The organism is Burkholderia pyrrocinia, from assembly GCF_001028665.1.
In the GTDB taxonomy this organism is placed as follows: domain Bacteria; phylum Pseudomonadota; class Gammaproteobacteria; order Burkholderiales; family Burkholderiaceae; genus Burkholderia; species Burkholderia pyrrocinia.
Genome location: NZ_CP011504.1, coordinates 2035699 through 2055195, shown reverse-complemented (window position 1 = coordinate 2055195; position 19497 = coordinate 2035699). Strand labels below are relative to the sequence as shown.

The window sequence follows — 19497 nt, the reverse complement described above, 5'->3', positions numbered from 1 at the left end:
AAGGGACAACTGTCACTGTCGTTCATGGCGGCTCCTGTGCGGTGTTCCGGGGAACACGGTTGACCGCCGTCCGGCTTGCGGGCCGCCGTTCGTTCGCATGAAAAACGCATGCGCGAACGCGGCCGCACACCAGGCGGCGGCATATCCGGACGGCGCATGCGAAAACGCATCACGCTAACCGGCGCGAATCAGGGTGCACGTAGGAAGTTGCTGCGGAATACTGCTGCGCGCACCGTTTGCCTGGGGGACAAACGGCGGCTTCGATGAGGCGCGGACGTCGGTCGCTCAGGCGGGAATTTCGTTCGAAGATCGACTACTGCAGGCGTCCAAGGCGGCGGCCCCAAGAGTGAAGATGCCGGATTTTATGGATCGCCCGAAAGTGAAGTCAACCCCTCCCAACCCCATTTCCCGAAATAAATTTCCCGCGTTGCGACGCTGAAAGATTTGCCCTTGAAATGACGTACCGAAACCTTTCAGCACGTCGCGATGCGGTCGTATGCGAACAACGATGAGCGCTGCCGCAGCACCCTCCTCGTGCCGACCGCGTGCTGCCGTTGCATCACAGCGTGCCGCTGCAACTCGCACACCACATGCAGCGCTTTTTGTGCGTTTTTTACTTGCACCGCAGCAAAAGTCGCGACTACAATCCGCCCCAATTCATCAAGGGAGTCCCTCCGTGGACACATGCTCTAGTTGCAGTTCGATGCCGGTCCAGGCCGGCCAAGCCATCGCGAGATAGCAGCCAGACGCATGTCTTTCGCCGCTAGCTCGCATTCGTCGGGTTAGCGCGCTTCCTTCCGGGCCGGCCATCGCCGGTTCGTCAGTCGCACGCTCCGTTACGTTCCACCCTCCGATCGCAGGCCGCGTCATGCGCCCGCGCTCGATCGCGTCGTCCGGCATCCGCCGGACCGGACGGAGGCAGCGTCATGTTCTTTCAATCGTTCGCGGTCAGACTCAAGCGCGTCGTGCACGTCGCATGCGACCGCTCGTTCGTTTCCGGTCTCTCGCCGCTCGCCCACGCATTCAGCAACTGGCGCGGCACGGCGCTCGCCCACGTGCCGGCGACGCCCCGCCCGCTCGACTGCGTGCTGGTCGCCGCGATGGCGGCCGCGGTCGCGCTCGTCGGGCTGCTGTGCTCGGCCGCGCCACGCCTCGGCTTCGCGCAGGTGTGGCGCGTCGGCGGCTGGTTGCCGCAAGCCCCTCGTCGCGCGGCAGTGCCTACGCCATGCGCCGACGCGAGATGGTCTCGCCACGTTTCCCGTATCACGTTTTCGTTTCCTCAGTCTAACTAATCAAATCGCCAACGGAACCCACATGAAGAACTACCTCGAACCCGTTCCGCGCAAGCCGCGCGCCAATGCGCTCGCCGTGCTGCTGCTGTCGCTCGCTGCCACACCCGCGTTCGCGCAATCGGCGCCCCCGGCCGCGGCCGAACCGGCGGCCGGCGCGAGCGACGCCGCCGCGCCCGCACAACAGGCCGCCGATGCTGCCGCGCCCGCTCCCACCGGCCTCTGGGAGCGCTCGAACCTGTTCGGCAACATGGGCGGCCTGCGCGACCTGCTCGGCGATCACGGCGTCACGCTGAGCCTGCAGGAAACCAGCGAATACCTGTACAACACGTCCGGCGGCACGAATCGCGGCGGCGCCTACCAGGGGCTCACGCAATTCGGCTTCAACGTCGACACGGGCAAGGCGATCGGCGTGCCGGGCGGCACGTTCAACGTGTCGGCGCTGCAGATCCACGGCACCAACCTCACGCAGCGCTACCTGCAGACGCTGCAGACCGCGACCGGCATCGAGGCGAATTCGACCACGCGCCTGTGGGAGCTCTGGTATCAGCAGTCGTTGCTCGACGGCAAGGTCGACGTGAAAGTCGGCCAGCAGAGCGTCGACCAGGAGTTCATGGTGAGCCAGAACGCGGCGACGTTCATGAACGCCACGTTCGGCTGGCCGGTGCTGCCGTCCACCGACCTGCCCGCCGGCGGCCCCGCGTATCCGCTGTCGTCGCTCGGCGTGCGGCTGCGCGTGAAGCCGGCCGACGCATGGACCGCGATGGTCGGCGTATTCGACGGCAACCCGGCCGGCCGCACCGACGGCGACGCGCAGGTGCTGAACGCGCACGGCACCAACTTCAACCTGCGCAGCGGCGCGTTCGTGATCGGCGAAGTCCAGTACGCGCTGAACGCGCCGCCGGCCGACCCGAAGGCGCCGCAACCGGCCGGCCTGCCGGGCACCTACAAGCTCGGCTTCTGGTATCAGTCGCAGCACACGAACGACCCGCGCTACGGCACCGACGGCCTGTCGCTCGCGAATCCGGCGAGCAACGGCATTCCGGCTACGCATCGCGGCAACTACGGCTTCTATGCAGTCGCGGACCAGATGGTCTGGCGGCCGTCAGCCGACAGCCCGCGCTCGGTCGGCGTGTTCGCGCGCGTAATGGGCGCGCCGGGCGATCGCAATATCGTCGATTTCGCCGCCAATGCAGGCGTGACGCTGAAGGCGCCGTTCAACGGACGCGACAACGACGTCGCGGGCATCGCGGTCGGCTACGCGAAGATCGGCTCGCATGCGCGCGGCCTCGATGGCGACACCGGCACCTATACGACGCCCGGTTATCCGGTGCGCCGCGCGGAGACGGTCGTCGAGGCGACCTACCAGTACCAGGTCACGCCGTGGTGGCAACTGCAGGCCGACCTGCAGCACTTCTTCCGTCCGGGCGGCGGCATCCCGAACCCGAACGCGGCGGGTGCACGCATCGGCGACGAAACGGTGGTCGGCGTGCGCACGACGATCACGTTCTGACGCAAGCCACATACGAAAACGGGCCGGACGGCAGTTGGCGCGACAGTCCGGCCCGTGCGTTCGCCTGCAGCGCGCTGAACCCGCCGCAGGCGCCGCGCGTCACTCGCCGTACAGCCCGAGCAGTTTCAGCGTCACGCCGTTGGTCCAGCCGAAGCCGTCCTGCAGCGGATATTCGCCGCCACCGCCGCCGCCCGTACCCGCGCCTTCGACCACGTATTTCTCGACGAGCTTGCCTTCGGTTGCGTACACATGCTTCACGTCGGACAGGAAACGCGTGCCGATGTCCTTCGCGAGCGCCGGTTCGCCATAACGACGCAACCCGTCGATCGCGATCCACTGCAGCGGCGCCCAGCCGTTCGGCGCGTCCCACTGCTGGCCCGTGTTCTCGGTCGTCGTCGCGAGGCCGCCCGGCTGCAGCAGCGTCTTGCGCACCTCGCGCGCGGTCGCCTTCGCGCGCTCGGGCCACGCGACGCCCGCGAACAGCGGATACAGCGCGGCCGCCGTTACGGCGTCGCGCGGCTTGCGCAACTGCCAGTCATAGTCGCCGTAATAGCCGCGGCGGTTCCACAAATAGTGGTTGATCGCGGCCGCACGACGCGCCGCACGGCCCGAGAAGTCGGTCACGCATGCAACGTCACGCGTGACCGTGCAGCCCTTCACGATCGTCGTCTCGAGATGGAACATCAAACTGTTCAGGTCGACCGGCACGATCGACGTCGTGCGGATCGTCGCGAGCGTCTTGCCGTCGCCGAACCAGCGCGAGCTGTAGTCCCAGCCGCTTTCGGCGCCCGCGCGCAGGTCGCGGTACACGTCGTTCGCCGGACGGCCGGGCGCCGACTTCGCGGTCGTCACGTCCTCGAGATACGACTCGTCGCGCGGCGTGTCGCGCGCATCCCAGTAGCGGTTCAGCACCGCGCCGTCGGGCATCGCGACCACGTTGCGTGCGGCCTGCCCGCGCGGCGTCGTGGTTTCGCCCTGCATCCAGTACGCATGTTCCTTGCGCAGTTGCGGCAGGTATTTCTGGTAGACCCTGTCGCCTTCGGCCTGCGCGGCAAGCGTGACCATGTACGCGAAGAACGGCGGCTGCGAGCGGCTCACGTAGTACGTGCGGTTGCCGTTCGGGACGTGCCCGATCGTGTCGATCAGATGCGCGAAGTTGTCGAGCATGTCGTCGACGAGATCCTCGCGCCCCGACACCTGCAGCCCGAGCATCGTGAAATAGGTATCCCAGTAGTAGCCTTCGCGGAAGCGGCCGCCCGGCACGACGTACGGCTTCGGCATCGGAATCAGCGAACCGTACTGCGGTACCGTCACGCTCGTGCGCGTGAGCTGCGGCCACAGCCAGTCGATGTGCTGGCGCAGCGTCTGGTTCGGCGGCGGCGTCACGCCGCCTTCCGGGGGCGGCGTGAAATGCTGGCCGACGAACGCCTTCAGCGAGAAGCCCGGCTGCGATTTCTGTTGCTGATACAACTGCACGATCGTCGCGGGATCGGTATCGGGCGTCGCGTCGACGAAGGTCTTCTGGTCGGGATAGATCTGTGCGGTCTGCACCGCGACGAACAGGTCGCCGTAGAGCTGGCTCGGCGGCGGCAGCAGCGTGGCCGACGAAGGGCCGGCAATCGCGGTCGCGGCCGGCGCGGCTGACTGGGCGGCCGCTTGCGCGGCGGCCTGGTTCGCATTGTCGGCCTGCGCGGCGCAGCCGGCGACGGCGAGATACGCGACGGCCAGTGCGGCGGCCCAGCGAAGACGCGGCGCAGGTGGTGCGCGGCGCGGTGCATGATGACGCGGGAAGCGAGATGCAATCGATGCGGCACGACGTGACGTCATGACGTGTCCCCTCCTTTCGATGGTGAGTGGCCCGGCACGAGGTCTCGTTCGCGCGCGCGCTCGTCTCGATGGCCCTCGATCGATGCGCGTCATGTGTTGTGTTGCGAGTGGGTCCGACTGTCGCACGAAACGCGCACCGCACGCAAGTTTCGCTGTCGCTGCGACGGGTCGATGTCATGTGTCATGTCACGCGCCGCAGTCGTCTCTTCTTTCGCGCGCGGAAACAGGCACGACTGTTGCAACATGCAGAACAAGTGTTGTCGTGCGTGACGCATCGGCAACAATGTGGGCATAATGGCGCCTTTACCGCGCGCCCAGCCCATGTCGCCCGTCTTTCTAGCACCGCTCATCGTTGCCTGTGCGTTGTTCATGGAAAGCGTCGACGCGAACATCATCGTCACCGCGCTGCCCGCGATGGCAAGGGACTTCGGGCACAACCCCGTCACGCTGAACATTGCGATCACGGCCTACGTGGTCGGGCTCGGCGTGTTCATCCCGATCTGCGGCTGGCTCGCCGACCGTTTCGGCGCACGCTCCGTCTTCCGCACCGCGATCGGCATCTTCGTCGTCGGCTCGCTGATGTGCGCGGCCTCCAATTCCCTCGGCGTGCTCACGTTCGCGCGCTTCATACAAGGCGTCGGCGGCGCGATGATGGTGCCCGTCGGCCGCATCATCATCTTCCGCGCGGTGCCGCGCTCGGATCTCGTGCGCGCGATGAACTACCTCGCGATTCCCGCGCTGTTCGGGCCCACGGTCGGGCCGCTCGTCGGCGGCTTCATCACGACCTACCTGCACTGGCGGATGATCTTCTTCATCAACGTGCCGATCGGCATCTACGGGATCTATCTCGCGAGCAAGCACATCGCGAATACGCACGAGCCCGATCCGGGCCCGCTCGACTGGTTCGGCTTCCTGCTGTCGGCAAGCGGCGCCGCGTCGCTGCTGATGGGCCTCACGCTGCTCGACGGCTCGCTCACGTCGCGCTCGAACGCGATCGTGATGTGCGTGGCCGGCACCGCGCTGCTCGCGCTCTACGTGCCGTACGCGCGCCGCAAGGAGCGCCCGGTGCTCGACCTCAGCTTCCTGAAGATCCCGACCTACCACGCGAGCGTCGTCGGCGGGTCGCTGTTCCGCATCGGCCTCGGCGCGGTGCCGTTCCTGCTGCCGCTCGCGCTGCAGGAAGGGCTCGGCATGAGCGCGTTCCATTCGGGGCTGATCACGTGCGCGTCCGCGTTCGGCGGCGCGGTGAGCCGCTCGACGGCCACGCATACGCTGCGCCGCTTCGGCTTTCGCACGGTGCTGATCTACAACGCGGCATTCGCGGGGCTTGCGATCGCCGCCTATGGCGTATTCCATCCCGGCATGGCGACCTGGGCGATCTGGCTGATCGTGCTCGTCGGCGGCCTCTTCCCCGCGCTGCAGTTCACGAGCCTGAACTCGATGATCTATGCGGACATCTCGCCGCGCGACGCGGGGCGTGCGACGAGCCTCGGCAGCGTCGTGCAGCAGATGTCGCTCGGGCTTGGCGTGACGGTGGCCGGCATCGTGCTGCACGTGTCGCACTGGCTGCAGGGCCACCAGACGATGGTGTGGTCGGATTTCTGGCCCGCGTTCGTCGTGGTCGGGCTGTGCTCGTTCGCGTCGATTCCGATCACGCGGCGGCTGCCGCCCGGCGCCGGCGACGAAGTCGCGCGCGGCAAGCGGCAATAGACGGCAACACGCGGCAAGCACTTCGGTTCGCCGCGTTGCGGCGCTGCAAAACACGACGATCTGTCCCGCGAGCTGCGGCCCGGGGAAACGCGTGCCGCACCATGACGCGTCGCGCGGCAGCAGGCGAAAAAACGGAAATACAAAAAAAATCAGCGGACATCCACACGGGGCCGGTGCACAGCCGCATGGATGTCCGCTCAGGGCTCCGGGTCTCCCGATGGGGGTTGAGAATCCCGGCTTCGCTTCCTGCGTGCCATTGACGTATGTGCGTCGGAAGCGGAATCGTTGCGCGCACTTATCGTCGCGCCATGCTCTGCACTATAGGGAAACTTGCGAAAGGCATCTGTCAAGCATTGTCAGACGCGTTGCATGAGCGCGTCGCACGCGCGCGCCGCTTTCGCGCTAAAGTGATCGCCGATCGCCACCCTCAGCCGCCATTCCGATGCTTACGCTCTCGCCCGCCGCCGCCCGCGCGCTGCATCTCGCCGCCCAGGGCCTGCTTACGCCGCCCCGCCGCAAGGCAACCAAGGCCGACGTGCTCGACACGATCCGCCGGATGGCGCAGTTGCAGATCGACACCATCCACGTCGTCGCGCGCAGCCCGTATCTCGTGCTGTTCAGCCGTCTCGGCGATTTCTCGCCGCAGTGGCTCGACGAACATCTCGCCGAGGCGCGCCTGTTCGAATACTGGTCGCACGAAGCGTGTTTCCTGCCGGTCGAGCAGTTCGGCCTGATGCGCTACAAGATGCTCGATCCGTCGGGGATGGGCTGGAAATACGCGGCCGAGTGGCACGCGCAGAATCGCGACGAGATCGAGCGGCTGCTCGCGCGGATTCGCGACGAAGGCCCGGTGCGATCGGCCGATTTCGTCCGGGAAGATGGCGTGAAGGGCAACGGCTGGTGGGATCGCAAGCCGGAGAAGCGTCACCTGGAAGTGCTGTTCACGACGGGCGACCTGATGGTGTCGGAACGCCGCAATTTCCAGCGCGTGTACGACGTGCGCGAGCGCGTGCTGCCCGGCTGGGACGACACGCGCGACCTGCCGCCGCGCGAAGCCGTGTTGCCCGCGCTGCTCGACTATACGTGTCGCGCGCTCGGGGTCGTCCGCGCGGACTGGGTCGCCGACTACTACCGGCTGCCGCGCCGTTCGTATCGCGAGGAGCTGGAACGGCTCGCGGATGCGGGCGACCTGATTCCGGTGCAGGTCGACGACTGGAAGGAACCGGCCTATGTGCACCGCTCGCTCGACGCATTGCTGCCGGCCGCCGAGGCCGACACGCTGCGCTCGACGGTCACGACGCTGCTGTCGCCGTTCGACCCCGTCGTATGGGACCGGCGGCGCGCATCGACGCTGTTCGGTTTCGACTACACGATCGAGTGCTATACGCCCGGGCACAAGCGGCGCTACGGCTATTTCTGCCTGCCCGTGCTGCATCGCGGCCGGCTGGTCGGCCGTGTCGACGCGAAAGCGCACCGCACGCTCGGCACGTTCGAACTGAAGGCCGTGCATGTCGAGCCGGGCGTGCGGTTCGGCACGGGGCTCGCGGCCGACGTCGCGAAGGCCGTGAAGAAGCTCGCGGCGTGGCACGGCACGCCGGACGTCGCGGTCGCACACGCGCCGCCGGCTCTCGTGCAGGCATTCGCGCGCACCTGACACCGCGAACCGCCGCGTGCCGCCGGCACGCTAGCCGAGCATGTGCATGCCGGCGTCGATATAGTGCGTGCCACCCGTGATCGCCCGTGCGCCGTCGCTCGCCAGGAACGCGCAGAACGCGCCGACGTCGTCGATGTCCAGCGTGTGATGCAGCGGCGCCCGGCGCGCGGTGTCGTCGAGCAGCCGGTCGAAGTCCGGCAGGCCCGACGCCGCGCGCGTCGGCAGCACGCCCGGCGAAATCGCGTTGACGCGAATGCCCGCGCCGCCGAGTTCGGCCGCCAGGTACCGCACGCTCGCTTCGAGCGCGGCCTTGACCGGCCCCATCACCCCGTAGTTCGCGACGACCTGCTCCGCGCCGAGATAGCTCATCGCCATCAGGCTCCCGCCTCGCGTCATCAGCGGCTCGGCGAGCCTCGCCATCCGGATGAACGAATGGCACGAGGTATCCATCGCCAACGAGAAGCCTTCCGGCGAACTGTCGACCACGCGGCCGTGCAGATCGGCCTTCGGTGCATACGCAACCGAATGCAGCACGAAGTCGATCGCGCCCCATTGCACCGCGATCGCGTCGAACACCGCCGCCATCTGGTCGGGCCGCCCGACGTCGAGCGGCATCCGGATCGGCGCATCGAGTTGCGCGAACAGCGGCTCGACGTGCGGCAAGGTCTTCTCCGACTGCCAGGTCACCGCGAGCGTGGCGCCCGCCCGGCAAAACGCACGCGCGCATCCCCACGCGATGCTCTGCTCGTTCGCGATGCCGACGACGAGCCCCCGCTTGTGTCGCAACGTCATGCCGCCCCCGTGTCGATCCCTAGCGCTGCGCCGCGATCCAGCGCGCGATGTCCGGCCACACCGTCTTCAGCGTGCGCGACCCCATGAACAGGCCGATATGGCCGCCCGGCACGAGCCGGCTCTCGATCCGCGACGCGGGCGTCCCGAGACGGTCGCGCGCCCCGAACACCTGCTCCGGCGTCGTGATGTCGTCGGCCTCGCCGGCGAGCAGATAGACCGGGCACGCGACGTCCTTCAGGTCGAGCGTGCGCCCGAGCGCGACGAACGTGCCCTTCGCGAGCCGGTTCTCCTTGAAGATCTGCACGATCGCCTGCAGGTACCAGCGTCCCGGCAGGTCGATCGGGCTTTCGTACCAGTTCGCGAACACCTCGCGCTTGCGCAGGTATTCGGGATCGTCGAGATGCTCGTACAGGTCGACGTGCTCGGCGAGATAGTGCTGGTCGGGATGCATGTTCTTCCAGCCGCGCAGCATGAAGCGCCCGCGCATCAGCCCGCCGCCCATCGCAACGAGTTCCTCGTAGAACGACGTCGGATACGTGTGCACCATCCGCCTGATCGGGCCGTCGCCCGCGTCGGTGTCGATCGGCGAGCCCGCCAGTACGAGGCTCGCGACCTTGTGCGGGAAACGCGCCGCATACATCGCGGACATCCAGCCGCCCTGGCACAGCCCGACGAGATTCACGCGGCCGCCGAGTTCGTCGACGCACACGTTCAGCTCGGCCAGATACTGGTCGATCTCGAGGTCCTTCATGTCCTCGGTGGCCGAACGCCAGTCGGTCAGGTACAGACGCGTCACGCCGTGCTCGCGCAGCGTCTGCATCAGGCTTTGCCCCGGCTGGTAGTCGGCGATCATCGCACTGTGCCCCGCATACGGCGCATCGACGATCGTCGGCAGCCCGTGCGCGGGCGCGGTCGAATAATCACGAAACGTCATCGTCCGCAGTTCCAGCAACGGCCGGTTCGTCGAGGCCAGCGACGGATGCGCTTCGAAATGCAGCTTCTCCTCTTCCGCGAGGAAGCGGAGATTGCGCGCGGCGATCTCGGAACCGGCCGCGAACCACGCCGTGGCGGCGGCCATCGGCCAGAAAATCGGCAGCGCGGGGGCGCTGACGGCAGGGGAAGACGTGTCGCTTGCGGTCATCGAAGGTCTCACCGGGTCGGATACGGCGTGGAAGGGATCGCGTCGTCCAGCACGCGGCGCGTGTGCCGCGCGATCATCAGGTTCTCGTCGGTCGGGATCACGCGCACCGTCACGCGCGACGCGTCGCGCGAAATCACCGGCAGGCCGGCGGCGTTCGCCGCGTCGTCGAGCACGATGCCGAGCCACGCCGCACGGCTGCAGATCCGTTCGCGCACGCGCGGCGCGTGCTCGCCGATGCCCGCCGTGAACACGAGCGTGTCGAGACCGCCGAGCACGCCGGCCAGCGCGGCGAGTTCGCGGGCCGCGCGATAGGCGAACAGCTCGATCGCATGCGCGGCCGACGGTGCATCGCTCGCGAGCAGCGTGCGCATGTCGCTCGACACGCCGGACACGCCGAGCAAGCCCGATTCCTCGTAGATCAGTTGCTCGACCTCGTCGAGCGACCGGCCCTCGTGACGCTGCAGGTAAAGAATCACGCCCGGGTCCAGCGCGCCGGTGCGCGTGCCCATCGGCAGCCCGTCCACGGCCGTGAACCCCATCGTCGTCGCCACGCTGCGGCCGTTCGCGAGCGCGCACAGGCTCGCGCCGTTGCCGAGGTGCGCAACGACGGTCCGGCGCTGCGCCCACGACGGATCGAGCCCCGCGAGCGCCGTCGCGATGTACTCGTACGACAGCCCGTGGAAACCGTAGCGCACGATCCCCTGCCCGGTCAGCGCACGCGGCAGCGCGAACTCCCGTTCGAGCGCCGGCACCGTCGAATGGAACGCGGTGTCGAAACACGCGACCTGCGGCAGGTTCGGCGCAACCGCGGCGACCGCGCGAATCGCATCGACGTGATGCGGCTGGTGCAACGGCGCGAGCGGCGAAAGCGACGCTATCGCATCGAGCACGCGCGCGTCGATCCGCACCGGCGCGGTGAAATACGGGCCGCCGTGCACGACCCGGTGCCCGACGCCGTCGAACGCGGCCTCCCGCCCGACGTGAGCCGCGAACCACGCGTGCAGCGCTTCGATCGCGCCTCGATGTCCGGGTCGCGCGACGGGGCTGTTGGCGAGCGTTGCGCCGTGCGCGTCGGCCACGAACAGATGCGGGGTGCCATGCAGGTTCTCGACCTGCCCGTGCAGGCCCGCATCGAGCGAGCGATCCTCGCGCGTGTCGTAGACCGAGAACTTGAGGCTCGACGAGCCGGCATTGAGTACGAGTACTGGATGTCGCATCGCGGCCCCGTCAGCGTGCGTCGGCCGCAACGGCCGGCGCGACCACGGATGCCGCCGTGGCGCGCGCCGCCTCCGCGACGAGCGCTGCGACCGCACAGCTCGCGAGGCGCGTGCGTTCGCTGTCGGCGCGACTCGTCAGGATCACCGGCACGCGCGCGCCGAGCACGATGCCGGCCGCATCGGCGTTCGCGAGGAACGTCAGTTCCTTCGCGAGCATGTTGCCCGCCTCGAGATCGGGTGCGAGAAGGATGTCCGCATCGCCCGCGACCGCGGAACCGAGATGCTTGAGCCGCGCGGCTTCGGGGCTGATCGCGTTGTCGAGCGCGAGCGGCCCGTCAAGCAGCGCGCCGGTGATCTGGCCGCGCTCGGCCATCTTGCACAGCGCGGCCGCGTCGAGCGTCGACGGCAGCTTCGAGCTGACCGTCTCGACCGCCGACAGGATCGCGACCTTCGGCTGGCGGATGCCGAGCGCGTGCGCGAGGTCGATCGCGTTCTGCACGATGTCGGCCTTCTGCTCGAGCGTCGGACGGATATTGACGGCCGCGTCAGTGATAAAAAGCGGCTTGTGGTAAGTCGGCACGTCCATGATGAACACGTGGCTCAGGCGCCGCCCGGTGCGCAGCCCCGTATCGGCGCGCACCACTTCCTCCAGCAACTCGTCGGTATGCAGGCTGCCCTTCATCAGCACCTGCGCGTCGCCCGCGCGCACCAACTCGACGGCGCGCGCGGCCGACGCGTGGCTGTGCGGCGCATCGACGAGCCGGTAGCCGGACAGGTCGATGCCGAGCGTCGCGGCAAGCGCGGTGATGCGCGCCTCCGGGCCGACCAGCACCGGCACGACGAGACCGGCCCGCGCGGCGTCGACGGCGGCGCGCAACGATACCTCGTCGCAAGGATGCGCGACCGCGACCGTCACCGGGTGTAGCGAGCGGCAACGCGCAATCAGCGCGTCGTACTTCTGGTGCGGGCGGAAATCGGTCATCGAATACCCCTTCGCGAGAATCACGTGAACGGATTCTGGTGCGAGACCGGGCGAAATCGTTTGACTCTCGTCAATCGTTTCAGGTGAAGTCCCGATAGCATGAAGCCACACGATGACATCCGGATGGCCGCGACGCCCCGCTGACATGCACATACGCGAAATCCGCTCGAAGATTGCCAGTACGTCGTCCACGCGCAAGATCACCAAGGCGATGGAAATGATGGCGCGCACCAAGATGGCGAGCGCGCAGCGCCGCGCGCGCGAGTTCCGGCCGTATGCGGCGCGCATCGGCGCCATGGCCGAACGCGTGCTGCGCGACCGCCCCGACCACGTGTCCGCGTTGATGGCGCGGCGCGATCCCGTGCGCCGCGTCGGCCTGATCGTCGTCAGCACCGATCGCGGGCTGTGCGGCCCGCTCAATGCGCGGCTGCTCGTCGAATGCGTGGATGCGCTCGAACGCTGGGACCGCACCGGCGTCACGTGCGAACTGAGCGTGATCGGTGCGCGCGGCATCGCGCCGCTGATGCGCCACGGTGCGACCATCACGGCGCGCGCGAGCGGCCTGGCCGCCGAACCGCACTTCGAACAGTTGCTCGGCGCGCTGCTCGTGCCGCTGACCGCGTTCGTCAACGGCGAACTCGACGAAGTGCACGTCGCCTACAACCGGCTGACGAGCCCGCTCGCGTACGAGCCGCGCATCGATGCGATGCTGCCGATCGCGGGGCTCGACACCGGCGCGCCGGCCGACGGCGCGGAGGCCTCCGACTATCTGTACGAGCCCGCGCCCAAACCGGTCGTGGACACGTTGCTGCTGCGCTACGTCGAGGCAACGCTCTATCAGGCCGTCGTCGAGAACTATGCGTGCGAGCAATGCGCGCGGATGTTCAGCATGCAGACCGCGACGGACAACGCCGACCGCGTGTTGCGCGAACTGCGGCACCTGTACCAGAAGACGCGACAGGCGCAGATCACCACCGAGCTGTGCGAAATCGTCGCCGGCGCGGCGGCGGTATGAAGGAGTGCGCATGAAGACGTCGATGAGGCTCGACATCGTGAGCGTGGAAGCGGTGCTGTATGCCGGCGACGCGCATTTCGTCGTCGTCCCGGGGGAAAGCGGAGAACTGGGGATCTACCCGCACCATGCGCCGCTGCTCACGCGGATCCGGCCCGGCATCGTGACGCTCGTCGATGCGTCGACCGGCGAGCATCGCCGCCTGCTCGTCGCGGGCGGCGTGCTGGAGATCAGCCGCGACGGCGTGATACTGATCGCCGACCACGCGCTGCGCACGCCCGAACTCGACGATCTGCGCGCACGCGAAGCGCGGCACGCGGCCGACGACTGGCGTCGGCGCTACGCGCACGAAAACCGGCGCGCGTTCGATTTCGCGTCGGCCCGCGCGGAACTGATGGATGAGATCCGGCGCTTCTTCACGATGGCGCTGCGGCAACCGGCGCCGCACGACAAGCCGGGCGGCGCCGGCTAGACGCCCGCTCAGTCGCGCAGCTTGCGAAAACGCGGCGTGCCGTCTTCGAGATTGCCGTTGAACATCGCCTCCGGCCGCACCCACAGCCCGCGCTCATGCGGCCACAGATGCTCGTACACGACCACCGATTCCTCGGTTTCGGAATGGCGGGCGACGCCGATGTAGCGGTACAAACCGCCCTTGTAGTGGCGATGCGTCGCGAGTTGTTCGGCTTCCTGTTCGGTCATGATGTGTTTCTCTTCGGCAAAAACGGAAAGCGCGTATTGTATGCGCTGCGTCGCGCGTCAGCGTTTCGCGTAGATGTCGGGGCGGCGGATCTCCATCAGCCGCTCGGGATTCGCGGACGGCCCGAAGCCGACCGGCCGGTACAGCTCGTGCGCGTCGGTCGTCATGAGCATGATGCGACGCAGGCGCTGCACCATCTCCTGCGCGAACACGTGATCGATCAGCGCGCGGCCGTAGCCGTTGCCGCGTTCGGCCGGCAGCACGAACACGTCGCACAGGTACGCGAACGTCGCGTGATCGGTGACGAGCCGCGCAAACCCGACGAGCCGGTCGCCGACATACGCGCCGAAACACAGCGAACCGTCGATCGCACGCTCGACCACATCGCGCGGAATGCCCTGCGACCAATACGCGTCGCGATGCAGGAAGTCGAAGATCGCGTCGATGTCGAGTTCGCGCTTGTCGGTGGAAAATCTCAGCGTGGCGGGGGTGGCTGCGGGCACGTCTGTTCTCCGGTAGGGGGCGGAAGGCGGAGCATCGACGATACCGCGCTGTGCGGCGGGCTACAAGCGGCACCACCGCCCCGCTGCTGCACGACAAATGAGAATCCTCTCGCCGGACGACGGCGCGGAACCACGCTCGGCCACCGGGCGACTTGTACAGCAACTCGTACATATTTTATCGGCCGTGCTATACTTGTACCTTTATATGTACAAGTGAGGCAAATCATGCGCACGATTCATTTTTCGGATGCCCGCGGCAATCTGAAGACCGTCATCGACCAGGTCGTCGACGATGCGGACGTGACGCTCATCACGCGCCGCGATGCACCGAACGCCGTCATCATGTCGCAGGACTACTACGACAGCCTGATGGAGACGGTTCACTTGCTGCGCTCGCCGGCCAACGTGGCCCATCTCGAACGTTCGATCGCGCAACTGCGCAAGGGCAAGACGAAAGAACACAAGCTCGCCGAGGATGATGAATGAGCGTACGCCGCGTGCTCTTTACTTCCGACGCGTGGGACGACTATGTCTATTGGCAAGGGCAGGATCGCAAGACGCTCAGGCGCATCAACCAGCTCATTCGCGAAGCCCAGCGGACGCCGTTCGAAGGCATCGGTAAACCCGAACCGTTAAAGGCCAATCTCTCCGGCTTCTGGTCGCGCCGTATCGACGACACGAACCGCCTGGTCTACGAGGCTGACGACCTTCAGATCAGCATCGTGTCCTGCCGCTATCACTACGAGTAGCCCCCTCCGGCGCACTCCCCCTCTCCGCCTCACGCCGGCAATGCCCGGTCGGCCTTGCAACGCTTCAGCGGAAGCGGCCGGGCTTTCACGTGTCGCGCGCCGGCCGGCAACGCTCGCTGCACTCGCCCGCTTACCCGCACACGCATTTCGGTGGATGATGTAGCCCGTGCCGGCCTGTTACAACCGTGCACGCTCCCAACGACAGACAAGACAGGAAGGAGACACCCGATGCGCAACCGTGCTGCACTCACCGCCCCTGCCACCCCTCGACCCTTCCCCCGCCACGCCGCATTCTGGCTCGCCGCCGTCGCGCTCGCGTCCGCCGCGCTGCCGGCCGCAGCGACCGAGCTGCGCGTGATGATCTCCGGCGGCTTCACCGCTGCGTACAAGCAGCTCGGCCCCGGTTTCACGGCCGCGTCCGGCGACACGCTCGAGACCCTCTCCGGCCCGTCGATGGGCCAGTCGAAGGAAGCGATTCCGAATCGCCTCGCGCGCGGCGAGAAAGCCGACGTGCTGATCATGGTCGGCTACACGCTCGACCAACTGATCAAGGAAGGCAAGGTGATTCCCGCCTCGCGCGTCGAACTCGCCGATTCGCGAATCGGCATGGTCGTGCGCGCCGGCGCGCCGAAGCCCGACATCGGCACCGTCGAGCAATTGAAGGACGTGCTGCTGCACGCGAAATCGGTCGCGTAGTCGGACAGCGCGAGCGGCGTCTACGTCGAAAAGGAAATGTTCCGGAAGCTCGGTGTCGAGGATCAGGTGAAGCCGAAGGCGACGATGGTGCCGCGCATCCCGGTTGCGTCCGTCGTCGCGAACGGCGGCTACGAAATCGGCTTCCAGCAGGTCAGCGAATTGCTGCCGGTGCCCGGCGTCACGTATGCGGGCAAGGTGCCCGAATCCGTGCAGTCGGTCACGCGCTTCGCGGGCGGCATTCCGGTCGGCGCGGATCATCCCGACGATGCGAAGAAGCTGCTCGACTATCTCGCGTCGCCGCAGGCGCAGCCGGTCGTGCAGGCGACCGGCCTCGATTCGGTGACAATGTCGCCCAGCCAATAAACCCGTCATACCGCCACATGCCCTACCGCCTCATCGCATTCGACTTCGACGGCACGCTCGCCGATTCGCTCGACAGCTTTCTCGCGGCGCTGTCGGAAGCGTCACGCCTGCACGGCTTTCGCGACGCCACGCCCGAGTTGCGTCCGGCGCTGCGCGGCATGTCGGCGCGCGACATCATCCGCGCGCTCGACGTGCCGATGTGGAAAGTGCCGCGCGTGACGATCGACATGCGCCGCCTGATGCGGCCGCGCGTCGCGCAAGTGATGCTGTTCCCCGGCGTGGACGACACGTTCGACGCGCTCGCCGCGCGCGGCATCCGCATCGCGATCGCGACGTCGAACAGCGAGGACATCGTGCGCGACCGGCTCGGTCCGCGCGCCAGCGGCCGCGTCGACACCTTCGCGTGCGGCATTCCGCTGTTCGGCAAGGCACGTCGTCTGCGCGCGCTCGTTCGCGAGGCCGGCGTGCGCGCCGACGAAGTGCTGTATGTCGGCGACGAAATCCGCGATGCCGACGCGGCACGACGCGCGCACATCGCATTCCAGGGGGTCGCGTGGGGCTACACCGCACCTGACGCGTTGCAGGCGCATTGCGCAACGCCGTTGCTGTCGCGTCTCGATGCGCTGCTCGATCGCGTGTGACGCGTTCAAGCGCATTGCACGCTCGAGTCCGCACGTCGCTCGACGCGCACGACACGGCAACAGCGGCACAACGATGAAATGCAGATGACACGCACGTGCATCCCGCACACCGCATGCCCGCAAAAATTGCCGCCACCGCGCGTGCACCAGGTACGCAATACCGCTACGCGCACGGGCTCATCGATTCGTCTTACCAACCGTTACACAAACCACAGCACGGTTGCACCTGCTACCCGACCGCTCTCCTAGAATCAGTCGGGCCGGGACACACTTCGACCGGCGCCGCGGCAGAGCGGCGGTCGAATCCGGCCCGGGCGCGCCCGGTCTCTCGCACAGCTACGGATCACGTCATCCGTTTTTTAACCAGAGCCCCGATCGAAAGGAGGTCCCATGAACCGCTTTCCCCACATCTCGCGCCTTGCCTTGTCTGCCGCTGGCCTGCTTCTCGTCGCCGTGACGGCGACCGCACAAACAGCACAAACCGCGCAACCGGCACCCGCCGCGCCGGCCGCCGCCGCGACGCGCATTCACGAAGCCGATCAGGCCTTCATCACGGACGGCACGAAGACCGTGTCGACGCAGCACGACGCGGCACGCATCGCCGATGCACGCACGTCGGACAGCCAGGTGAAGGCCTTCGCGCAACGCGTGTCGACCGACGATGAAAAGATCATCCAGGCGATGCGCGCGGCAAGCCCGCGCGGCGTCGACGTGCCGGCCAACGACCCGGACACGACCGTGCTGAACAGCATCAAGAGCCTGCGCGGCGCCGAGTTCGACAAGGCGTATATCGAGCAGGTCGCGCTCGCCGGCCAGCAGAAGACGATCTCGGCCTTCCAGGCCGAAATCGCATCGGGCCGCGACACGAAGCTGAAGGAAGTCGCACGCCAGTCGCTGCCGATCCTGCAAAAGCACTACGCGGACGCGCAGAAACTCGCGGAGCGTCACCACCTCGCATCGGCGCAGTAACGATGCAGCGCCGCGCCTCGTGCGCGGCGCACAGCTTTCCCCTGTCGTCGCGCAGCCACCTCCCCCGCCGCTGCGCGATGCACGTCTGACCGTCCGACCCGCGAACGAACGCGCTGCACCTCACGCGCTATGCGCTACGTCGCGAGCTTCGCCATCAACCCCGCACGCACGTGCGGCCACTCTTCGTCGATGATGCTGAAGCGCACCGAATTGCGCTTGCGGCCGTCCGGCATGATCCGTTCGTGACGCACGATCCCTTCCTGCTTCGCGCCGAGCCGCAGAATCGCCGCGCGCGATTTCTCGTTCAGCTCGTCGGTCGTGAACTGCACGCGTACGCAGTGCAGCGTGTCGAACGCATAGGTCAGCAACAGCCACTTCGCTTCGGTATTCGCACGCGTGCGCTGCGCCGATTCGCTCAACCATGTATGGCCGATCTCGAGCTTGCGATTCTTGCGATCGATCTTCCAGAAACGCGTGCTGCCGATCACGCGGCCCGATGCGCGATCGACGATCGCAAACGGCATCACGGTGCCGGCCGCGCGCCCCTGCAATGCCGTGTCGATGTACGCGTCGATCGTCTCCGCACCCGGCACGACCGTGACCTTCAGGTTCCACAACTGGCCGTCCGCGGCAGCATCGAGCAGCGCCTGCCGGTCGGATGCTTCGAGCGGCCGCAATTCGACGCGCGCGCCGGTGAGGGTCGGTTGTTCGACGGAAGATGAAGCGTCGATCATGACGGATTTCCGGAAAGTGAGGACGATGGCGGCGAAACGGTCATCATACGGCGCTGCTCAACCGAGGTGCGCGGCGAGCCGGCGACGGATCGCCTTCGCCTCGCCGCGCAGCGCATCGGCAAACGCATCGACGAGCAGGTTCTTCGGCCGGTGCTCGGGCACGATCATGCTGACCCGGTACGGGAACGACCGCGTGAGCGGCCGCACGTGCAGGTCGCGCCCGACGAAATCGAGCGCGGTCAGCGGATTGACGATCGCGGCGCCGAGCCCCTGCCGCACGAACGCGCACACCGACACGGCCGACGGCGTTTCGACCACCGAGCGCGGCGCAACGCCCAACTGCGCAAACGCCTCGTCGATCAGGATGCGGTAAGGATCGTTCAGCGACAGGCTCACGAACGGCCGATCGGCGAGATCCGGCAGGTCGATCGCATCCTGCGCGAGCAGCGGATGGCCGTCGGGCAACACGCACACTTCGTCGACTTCGAGCAGCGGCGTGAGCACGGTGCCGGCCGGCGCGACGTCGTGCTCGGTCAGCCCGAGGTCGTAACGTTGCGCGGTCAGCCACTCTTCGAGCATCGGCGATTCCTGCGTCTCGACCGACACGCTGACGCCCGCGTGCGCTTCGTGGAAACGCCGGCACGCGCCGGGCAGGATCGCGTGCGAGAACGCCGGCAGCGCGATCACCGAAAGCTGGCCATCGCGAAACTCGCGCAGGCGCGCGGCCGTCGCCGCGACGCGTTCGAGCCCCACATAGGCGAGCCGGACATCGTCGAACAGCGTGAGCGCGGCCATCGTCGGCCGCAGCCGGCCGTGCGTGCGCTCGAACAGCGCGAAGCCGACCACCTGCTCCATCCGCGCGAGCTCGCGGCTGATCGTCGGTTGCGACGTATAGAGCATCTCGGCCGCGCGCGTCGTGCTGCCGGTCACCATCAGCGCGCGAAAGACCTCGATATGACGATGCGTGAGCATGATCTTCTATATCAGGAATGAATCGAATGTCGAACA

19 protein-coding genes and 2 pseudogenes are annotated in these 19497 nt (G+C 67.3%); 11 read left to right on the top strand and 10 right to left on the bottom strand.

Annotation, left to right across the window (positions count from 1 at the left end; genetic code table 11):
* Positions 1 to 926: 926 nt before the first annotated feature.
* Positions 927 to 1193: pseudogene (locus ABD05_RS25400) on the top strand (hypothetical protein); the annotation flags it as partial.
* Positions 1194 to 1314: 121 nt separating this feature from the next.
* Entirely contained in the window at positions 1315 to 2802 is a 1488-nt protein-coding gene (locus ABD05_RS25395) for a carbohydrate porin (RefSeq protein ID WP_047902770.1), read from the top strand.
* A gap of 99 nt (positions 2803 to 2901) precedes the next feature.
* Here ABD05_RS25395 and treA read toward each other — a convergent pair whose 3' ends face one another.
* Both treA and ABD05_RS38525 read right to left on the bottom strand, forming a co-directional pair.
* Entirely contained in the window at positions 2902 to 4629 is a 1728-nt protein-coding gene (gene treA, locus ABD05_RS25390; protein ID WP_047902769.1) for an alpha,alpha-trehalase TreA, read from the bottom strand.
* A gap of 89 nt (positions 4630 to 4718) precedes the next feature.
* Positions 4719 to 5000, bottom strand: a complete 282-nt coding sequence (locus ABD05_RS38525; protein WP_162489612.1) for a hypothetical protein — start codon at positions 4998 to 5000, stop codon at positions 4719 to 4721.
* On the opposite strand from ABD05_RS38525, the gene ABD05_RS25385 reads away from it, so the two are divergent.
* Both ABD05_RS25385 and ABD05_RS25380 read left to right on the top strand, forming a co-directional pair.
* Positions 4951 to 6339, top strand: a complete 1389-nt coding sequence (locus ABD05_RS25385; protein ID WP_047902768.1) for an MFS transporter — start codon at positions 4951 to 4953, stop codon at positions 6337 to 6339. The genes ABD05_RS38525 and ABD05_RS25385 overlap by 50 nt on opposite strands.
* 442 nt (positions 6340 to 6781) lie before the next feature.
* Positions 6782 to 7993, top strand: coding sequence for a winged helix-turn-helix domain-containing protein (locus ABD05_RS25380; RefSeq protein WP_047902767.1), 1212 nt, complete (start codon positions 6782 to 6784; stop codon positions 7991 to 7993).
* 30 nt (positions 7994 to 8023) lie between these two features.
* Here ABD05_RS25380 and fabI read toward each other — a convergent pair whose 3' ends face one another.
* Genes fabI through ABD05_RS25360 form a run of 4 tightly spaced genes read right to left on the bottom strand, consistent with a single transcriptional unit; the run spans position 8024 to position 12125 of the window.
* Complete coding sequence (gene fabI, locus ABD05_RS25375) at positions 8024 to 8785, bottom strand: enoyl-ACP reductase FabI (protein WP_047902766.1); 762 nt, start codon at positions 8783 to 8785, stop codon at positions 8024 to 8026.
* A 19-nt stretch (positions 8786 to 8804) separates the two neighbouring features.
* Complete coding sequence (locus ABD05_RS25370; protein ID WP_047902765.1) at positions 8805 to 9926, bottom strand: alpha/beta fold hydrolase; 1122 nt, start codon at positions 9924 to 9926, stop codon at positions 8805 to 8807.
* An 8-nt stretch (positions 9927 to 9934) separates the two neighbouring features.
* Positions 9935 to 11143, bottom strand: coding sequence for an acetate/propionate family kinase (locus tag ABD05_RS25365; protein WP_047903792.1), 1209 nt, complete (start codon positions 11141 to 11143; stop codon positions 9935 to 9937).
* A 10-nt stretch (positions 11144 to 11153) separates the two neighbouring features.
* On the bottom strand, positions 11154 to 12125 hold the full coding sequence (locus ABD05_RS25360; RefSeq protein WP_047903791.1) for a bifunctional enoyl-CoA hydratase/phosphate acetyltransferase: 972 nt from the start codon (positions 12123 to 12125) through the stop codon (positions 11154 to 11156).
* Between the two features lie 145 nt (positions 12126 to 12270).
* On the opposite strand from ABD05_RS25360, the gene atpG reads away from it, so the two are divergent.
* Positions 12271 to 13140, top strand: a complete 870-nt coding sequence (gene atpG, locus ABD05_RS25355) for an ATP synthase F1 subunit gamma (RefSeq protein WP_047902764.1) — start codon at positions 12271 to 12273, stop codon at positions 13138 to 13140.
* A 10-nt stretch (positions 13141 to 13150) separates the two neighbouring features.
* On the top strand, positions 13151 to 13609 hold the full coding sequence (gene atpC, locus ABD05_RS25350; RefSeq protein WP_047902763.1) for an ATP synthase F1 subunit epsilon: 459 nt from the start codon (positions 13151 to 13153) through the stop codon (positions 13607 to 13609).
* Between the two features lie 8 nt (positions 13610 to 13617).
* On the opposite strand, the gene ABD05_RS25345 is transcribed toward atpC, so the two are convergent.
* On the bottom strand, positions 13618 to 13836 hold the full coding sequence (locus tag ABD05_RS25345) for a DUF1653 domain-containing protein (RefSeq protein WP_047902762.1): 219 nt from the start codon (positions 13834 to 13836) through the stop codon (positions 13618 to 13620).
* Positions 13837 to 13893: 57 nt separating this feature from the next.
* Complete coding sequence (locus ABD05_RS25340; RefSeq protein WP_047902761.1) at positions 13894 to 14337, bottom strand: GNAT family N-acetyltransferase; 444 nt, start codon at positions 14335 to 14337, stop codon at positions 13894 to 13896.
* 225 nt (positions 14338 to 14562) lie between these two features.
* Here ABD05_RS25340 and ABD05_RS25335 point away from each other — a divergent pair, with 225 nt between their 5' ends.
* The 5 genes and pseudogenes from ABD05_RS25335 (at position 14563) to ABD05_RS25315 (ending at position 17755) form a co-directional block, all read left to right on the top strand.
* Positions 14563 to 14823, top strand: coding sequence for a type II toxin-antitoxin system Phd/YefM family antitoxin (locus tag ABD05_RS25335; RefSeq protein WP_047902760.1), 261 nt, complete (start codon positions 14563 to 14565; stop codon positions 14821 to 14823).
* Entirely contained in the window at positions 14820 to 15086 is a 267-nt protein-coding gene (locus ABD05_RS25330; protein WP_047902759.1) for a Txe/YoeB family addiction module toxin, read from the top strand. The genes ABD05_RS25335 and ABD05_RS25330 overlap by 4 nt, the downstream gene beginning before the upstream one ends.
* Positions 15087 to 15314: 228 nt before the next feature.
* Positions 15315 to 16145 (top strand): annotated as a pseudogene (locus tag ABD05_RS25325) (substrate-binding domain-containing protein).
* A 17-nt stretch (positions 16146 to 16162) separates the two neighbouring features.
* Positions 16163 to 16786 carry an HAD hydrolase-like protein gene (locus ABD05_RS25320; RefSeq protein WP_047902758.1) on the top strand — a complete coding sequence of 208 codons (624 nt, stop codon included), beginning with the start codon at positions 16163 to 16165 and terminating at the stop codon, positions 16784 to 16786.
* Positions 16787 to 17176: 390 nt separating this feature from the next.
* Positions 17177 to 17755: a DUF4142 domain-containing protein gene (locus tag ABD05_RS25315; protein ID WP_047902757.1), complete on the top strand. Its 579-nt coding sequence runs from the start codon at positions 17177 to 17179 to the stop codon at positions 17753 to 17755.
* A 134-nt stretch (positions 17756 to 17889) separates the two neighbouring features.
* Here the strand turns inward: ABD05_RS25315 and ABD05_RS25310 are convergent, their stop codons facing one another.
* Together ABD05_RS25310 and ABD05_RS25305 are read right to left on the bottom strand one after the other, a co-directional pair.
* Complete coding sequence (locus tag ABD05_RS25310) at positions 17890 to 18489, bottom strand: GNAT family N-acetyltransferase (protein WP_047902756.1); 600 nt, start codon at positions 18487 to 18489, stop codon at positions 17890 to 17892.
* 57 nt (positions 18490 to 18546) lie between these two features.
* Positions 18547 to 19461 carry a LysR family transcriptional regulator gene (locus tag ABD05_RS25305; protein ID WP_047902755.1) on the bottom strand — a complete coding sequence of 305 codons (915 nt, stop codon included), beginning with the start codon at positions 19459 to 19461 and terminating at the stop codon, positions 18547 to 18549.
* Positions 19462 to 19497 lie beyond the last annotated feature (36 nt).

Coding starts and splice junctions, on each gene's coding strand:
- ABD05_RS25380 (WP_047902767.1), top strand. CDS start 6,782: ATGCTTACGCTCTCGCCCGCCGCCGCCCGCGCGCTGCATCTCGCCGCC.
- ABD05_RS25360 (WP_047903791.1), bottom strand. CDS start 12,125: ATGACCGATTTCCGCCCGCACCAGAAGTACGACGCGCTGATTGCGCGT.
- atpC (WP_047902763.1), top strand. CDS start 13,151: ATGAAGACGTCGATGAGGCTCGACATCGTGAGCGTGGAAGCGGTGCTG.
- ABD05_RS25315 (WP_047902757.1), top strand. CDS start 17,177: ATGAACCGCTTTCCCCACATCTCGCGCCTTGCCTTGTCTGCCGCTGGC.
- fabI (WP_047902766.1), bottom strand. CDS start 8,785: ATGACGTTGCGACACAAGCGGGGGCTCGTCGTCGGCATCGCGAACGAG.
- ABD05_RS25365 (WP_047903792.1), bottom strand. CDS start 11,143: ATGCGACATCCAGTACTCGTACTCAATGCCGGCTCGTCGAGCCTCAAG.
- ABD05_RS25385 (WP_047902768.1), top strand. CDS start 4,951: ATGTCGCCCGTCTTTCTAGCACCGCTCATCGTTGCCTGTGCGTTGTTC.
- ABD05_RS25395 (WP_047902770.1), top strand. CDS start 1,315: ATGAAGAACTACCTCGAACCCGTTCCGCGCAAGCCGCGCGCCAATGCG.
- ABD05_RS25335 (WP_047902760.1), top strand. CDS start 14,563: ATGCGCACGATTCATTTTTCGGATGCCCGCGGCAATCTGAAGACCGTC.
- treA (WP_047902769.1), bottom strand. CDS start 4,629: ATGACGTCACGTCGTGCCGCATCGATTGCATCTCGCTTCCCGCGTCAT.
- ABD05_RS25330 (WP_047902759.1), top strand. CDS start 14,820: ATGAGCGTACGCCGCGTGCTCTTTACTTCCGACGCGTGGGACGACTAT.
- ABD05_RS25320 (WP_047902758.1), top strand. CDS start 16,163: ATGCCCTACCGCCTCATCGCATTCGACTTCGACGGCACGCTCGCCGAT.
- ABD05_RS25370 (WP_047902765.1), bottom strand. CDS start 9,926: ATGACCGCAAGCGACACGTCTTCCCCTGCCGTCAGCGCCCCCGCGCTG.
- ABD05_RS25345 (WP_047902762.1), bottom strand. CDS start 13,836: ATGACCGAACAGGAAGCCGAACAACTCGCGACGCATCGCCACTACAAG.
- atpG (WP_047902764.1), top strand. CDS start 12,271: ATGCACATACGCGAAATCCGCTCGAAGATTGCCAGTACGTCGTCCACG.
- ABD05_RS25305 (WP_047902755.1), bottom strand. CDS start 19,461: ATGCTCACGCATCGTCATATCGAGGTCTTTCGCGCGCTGATGGTGACC.
- ABD05_RS38525 (WP_162489612.1), bottom strand. CDS start 5,000: ATGAACAACGCACAGGCAACGATGAGCGGTGCTAGAAAGACGGGCGAC.
- ABD05_RS25310 (WP_047902756.1), bottom strand. CDS start 18,489: ATGATCGACGCTTCATCTTCCGTCGAACAACCGACCCTCACCGGCGCG.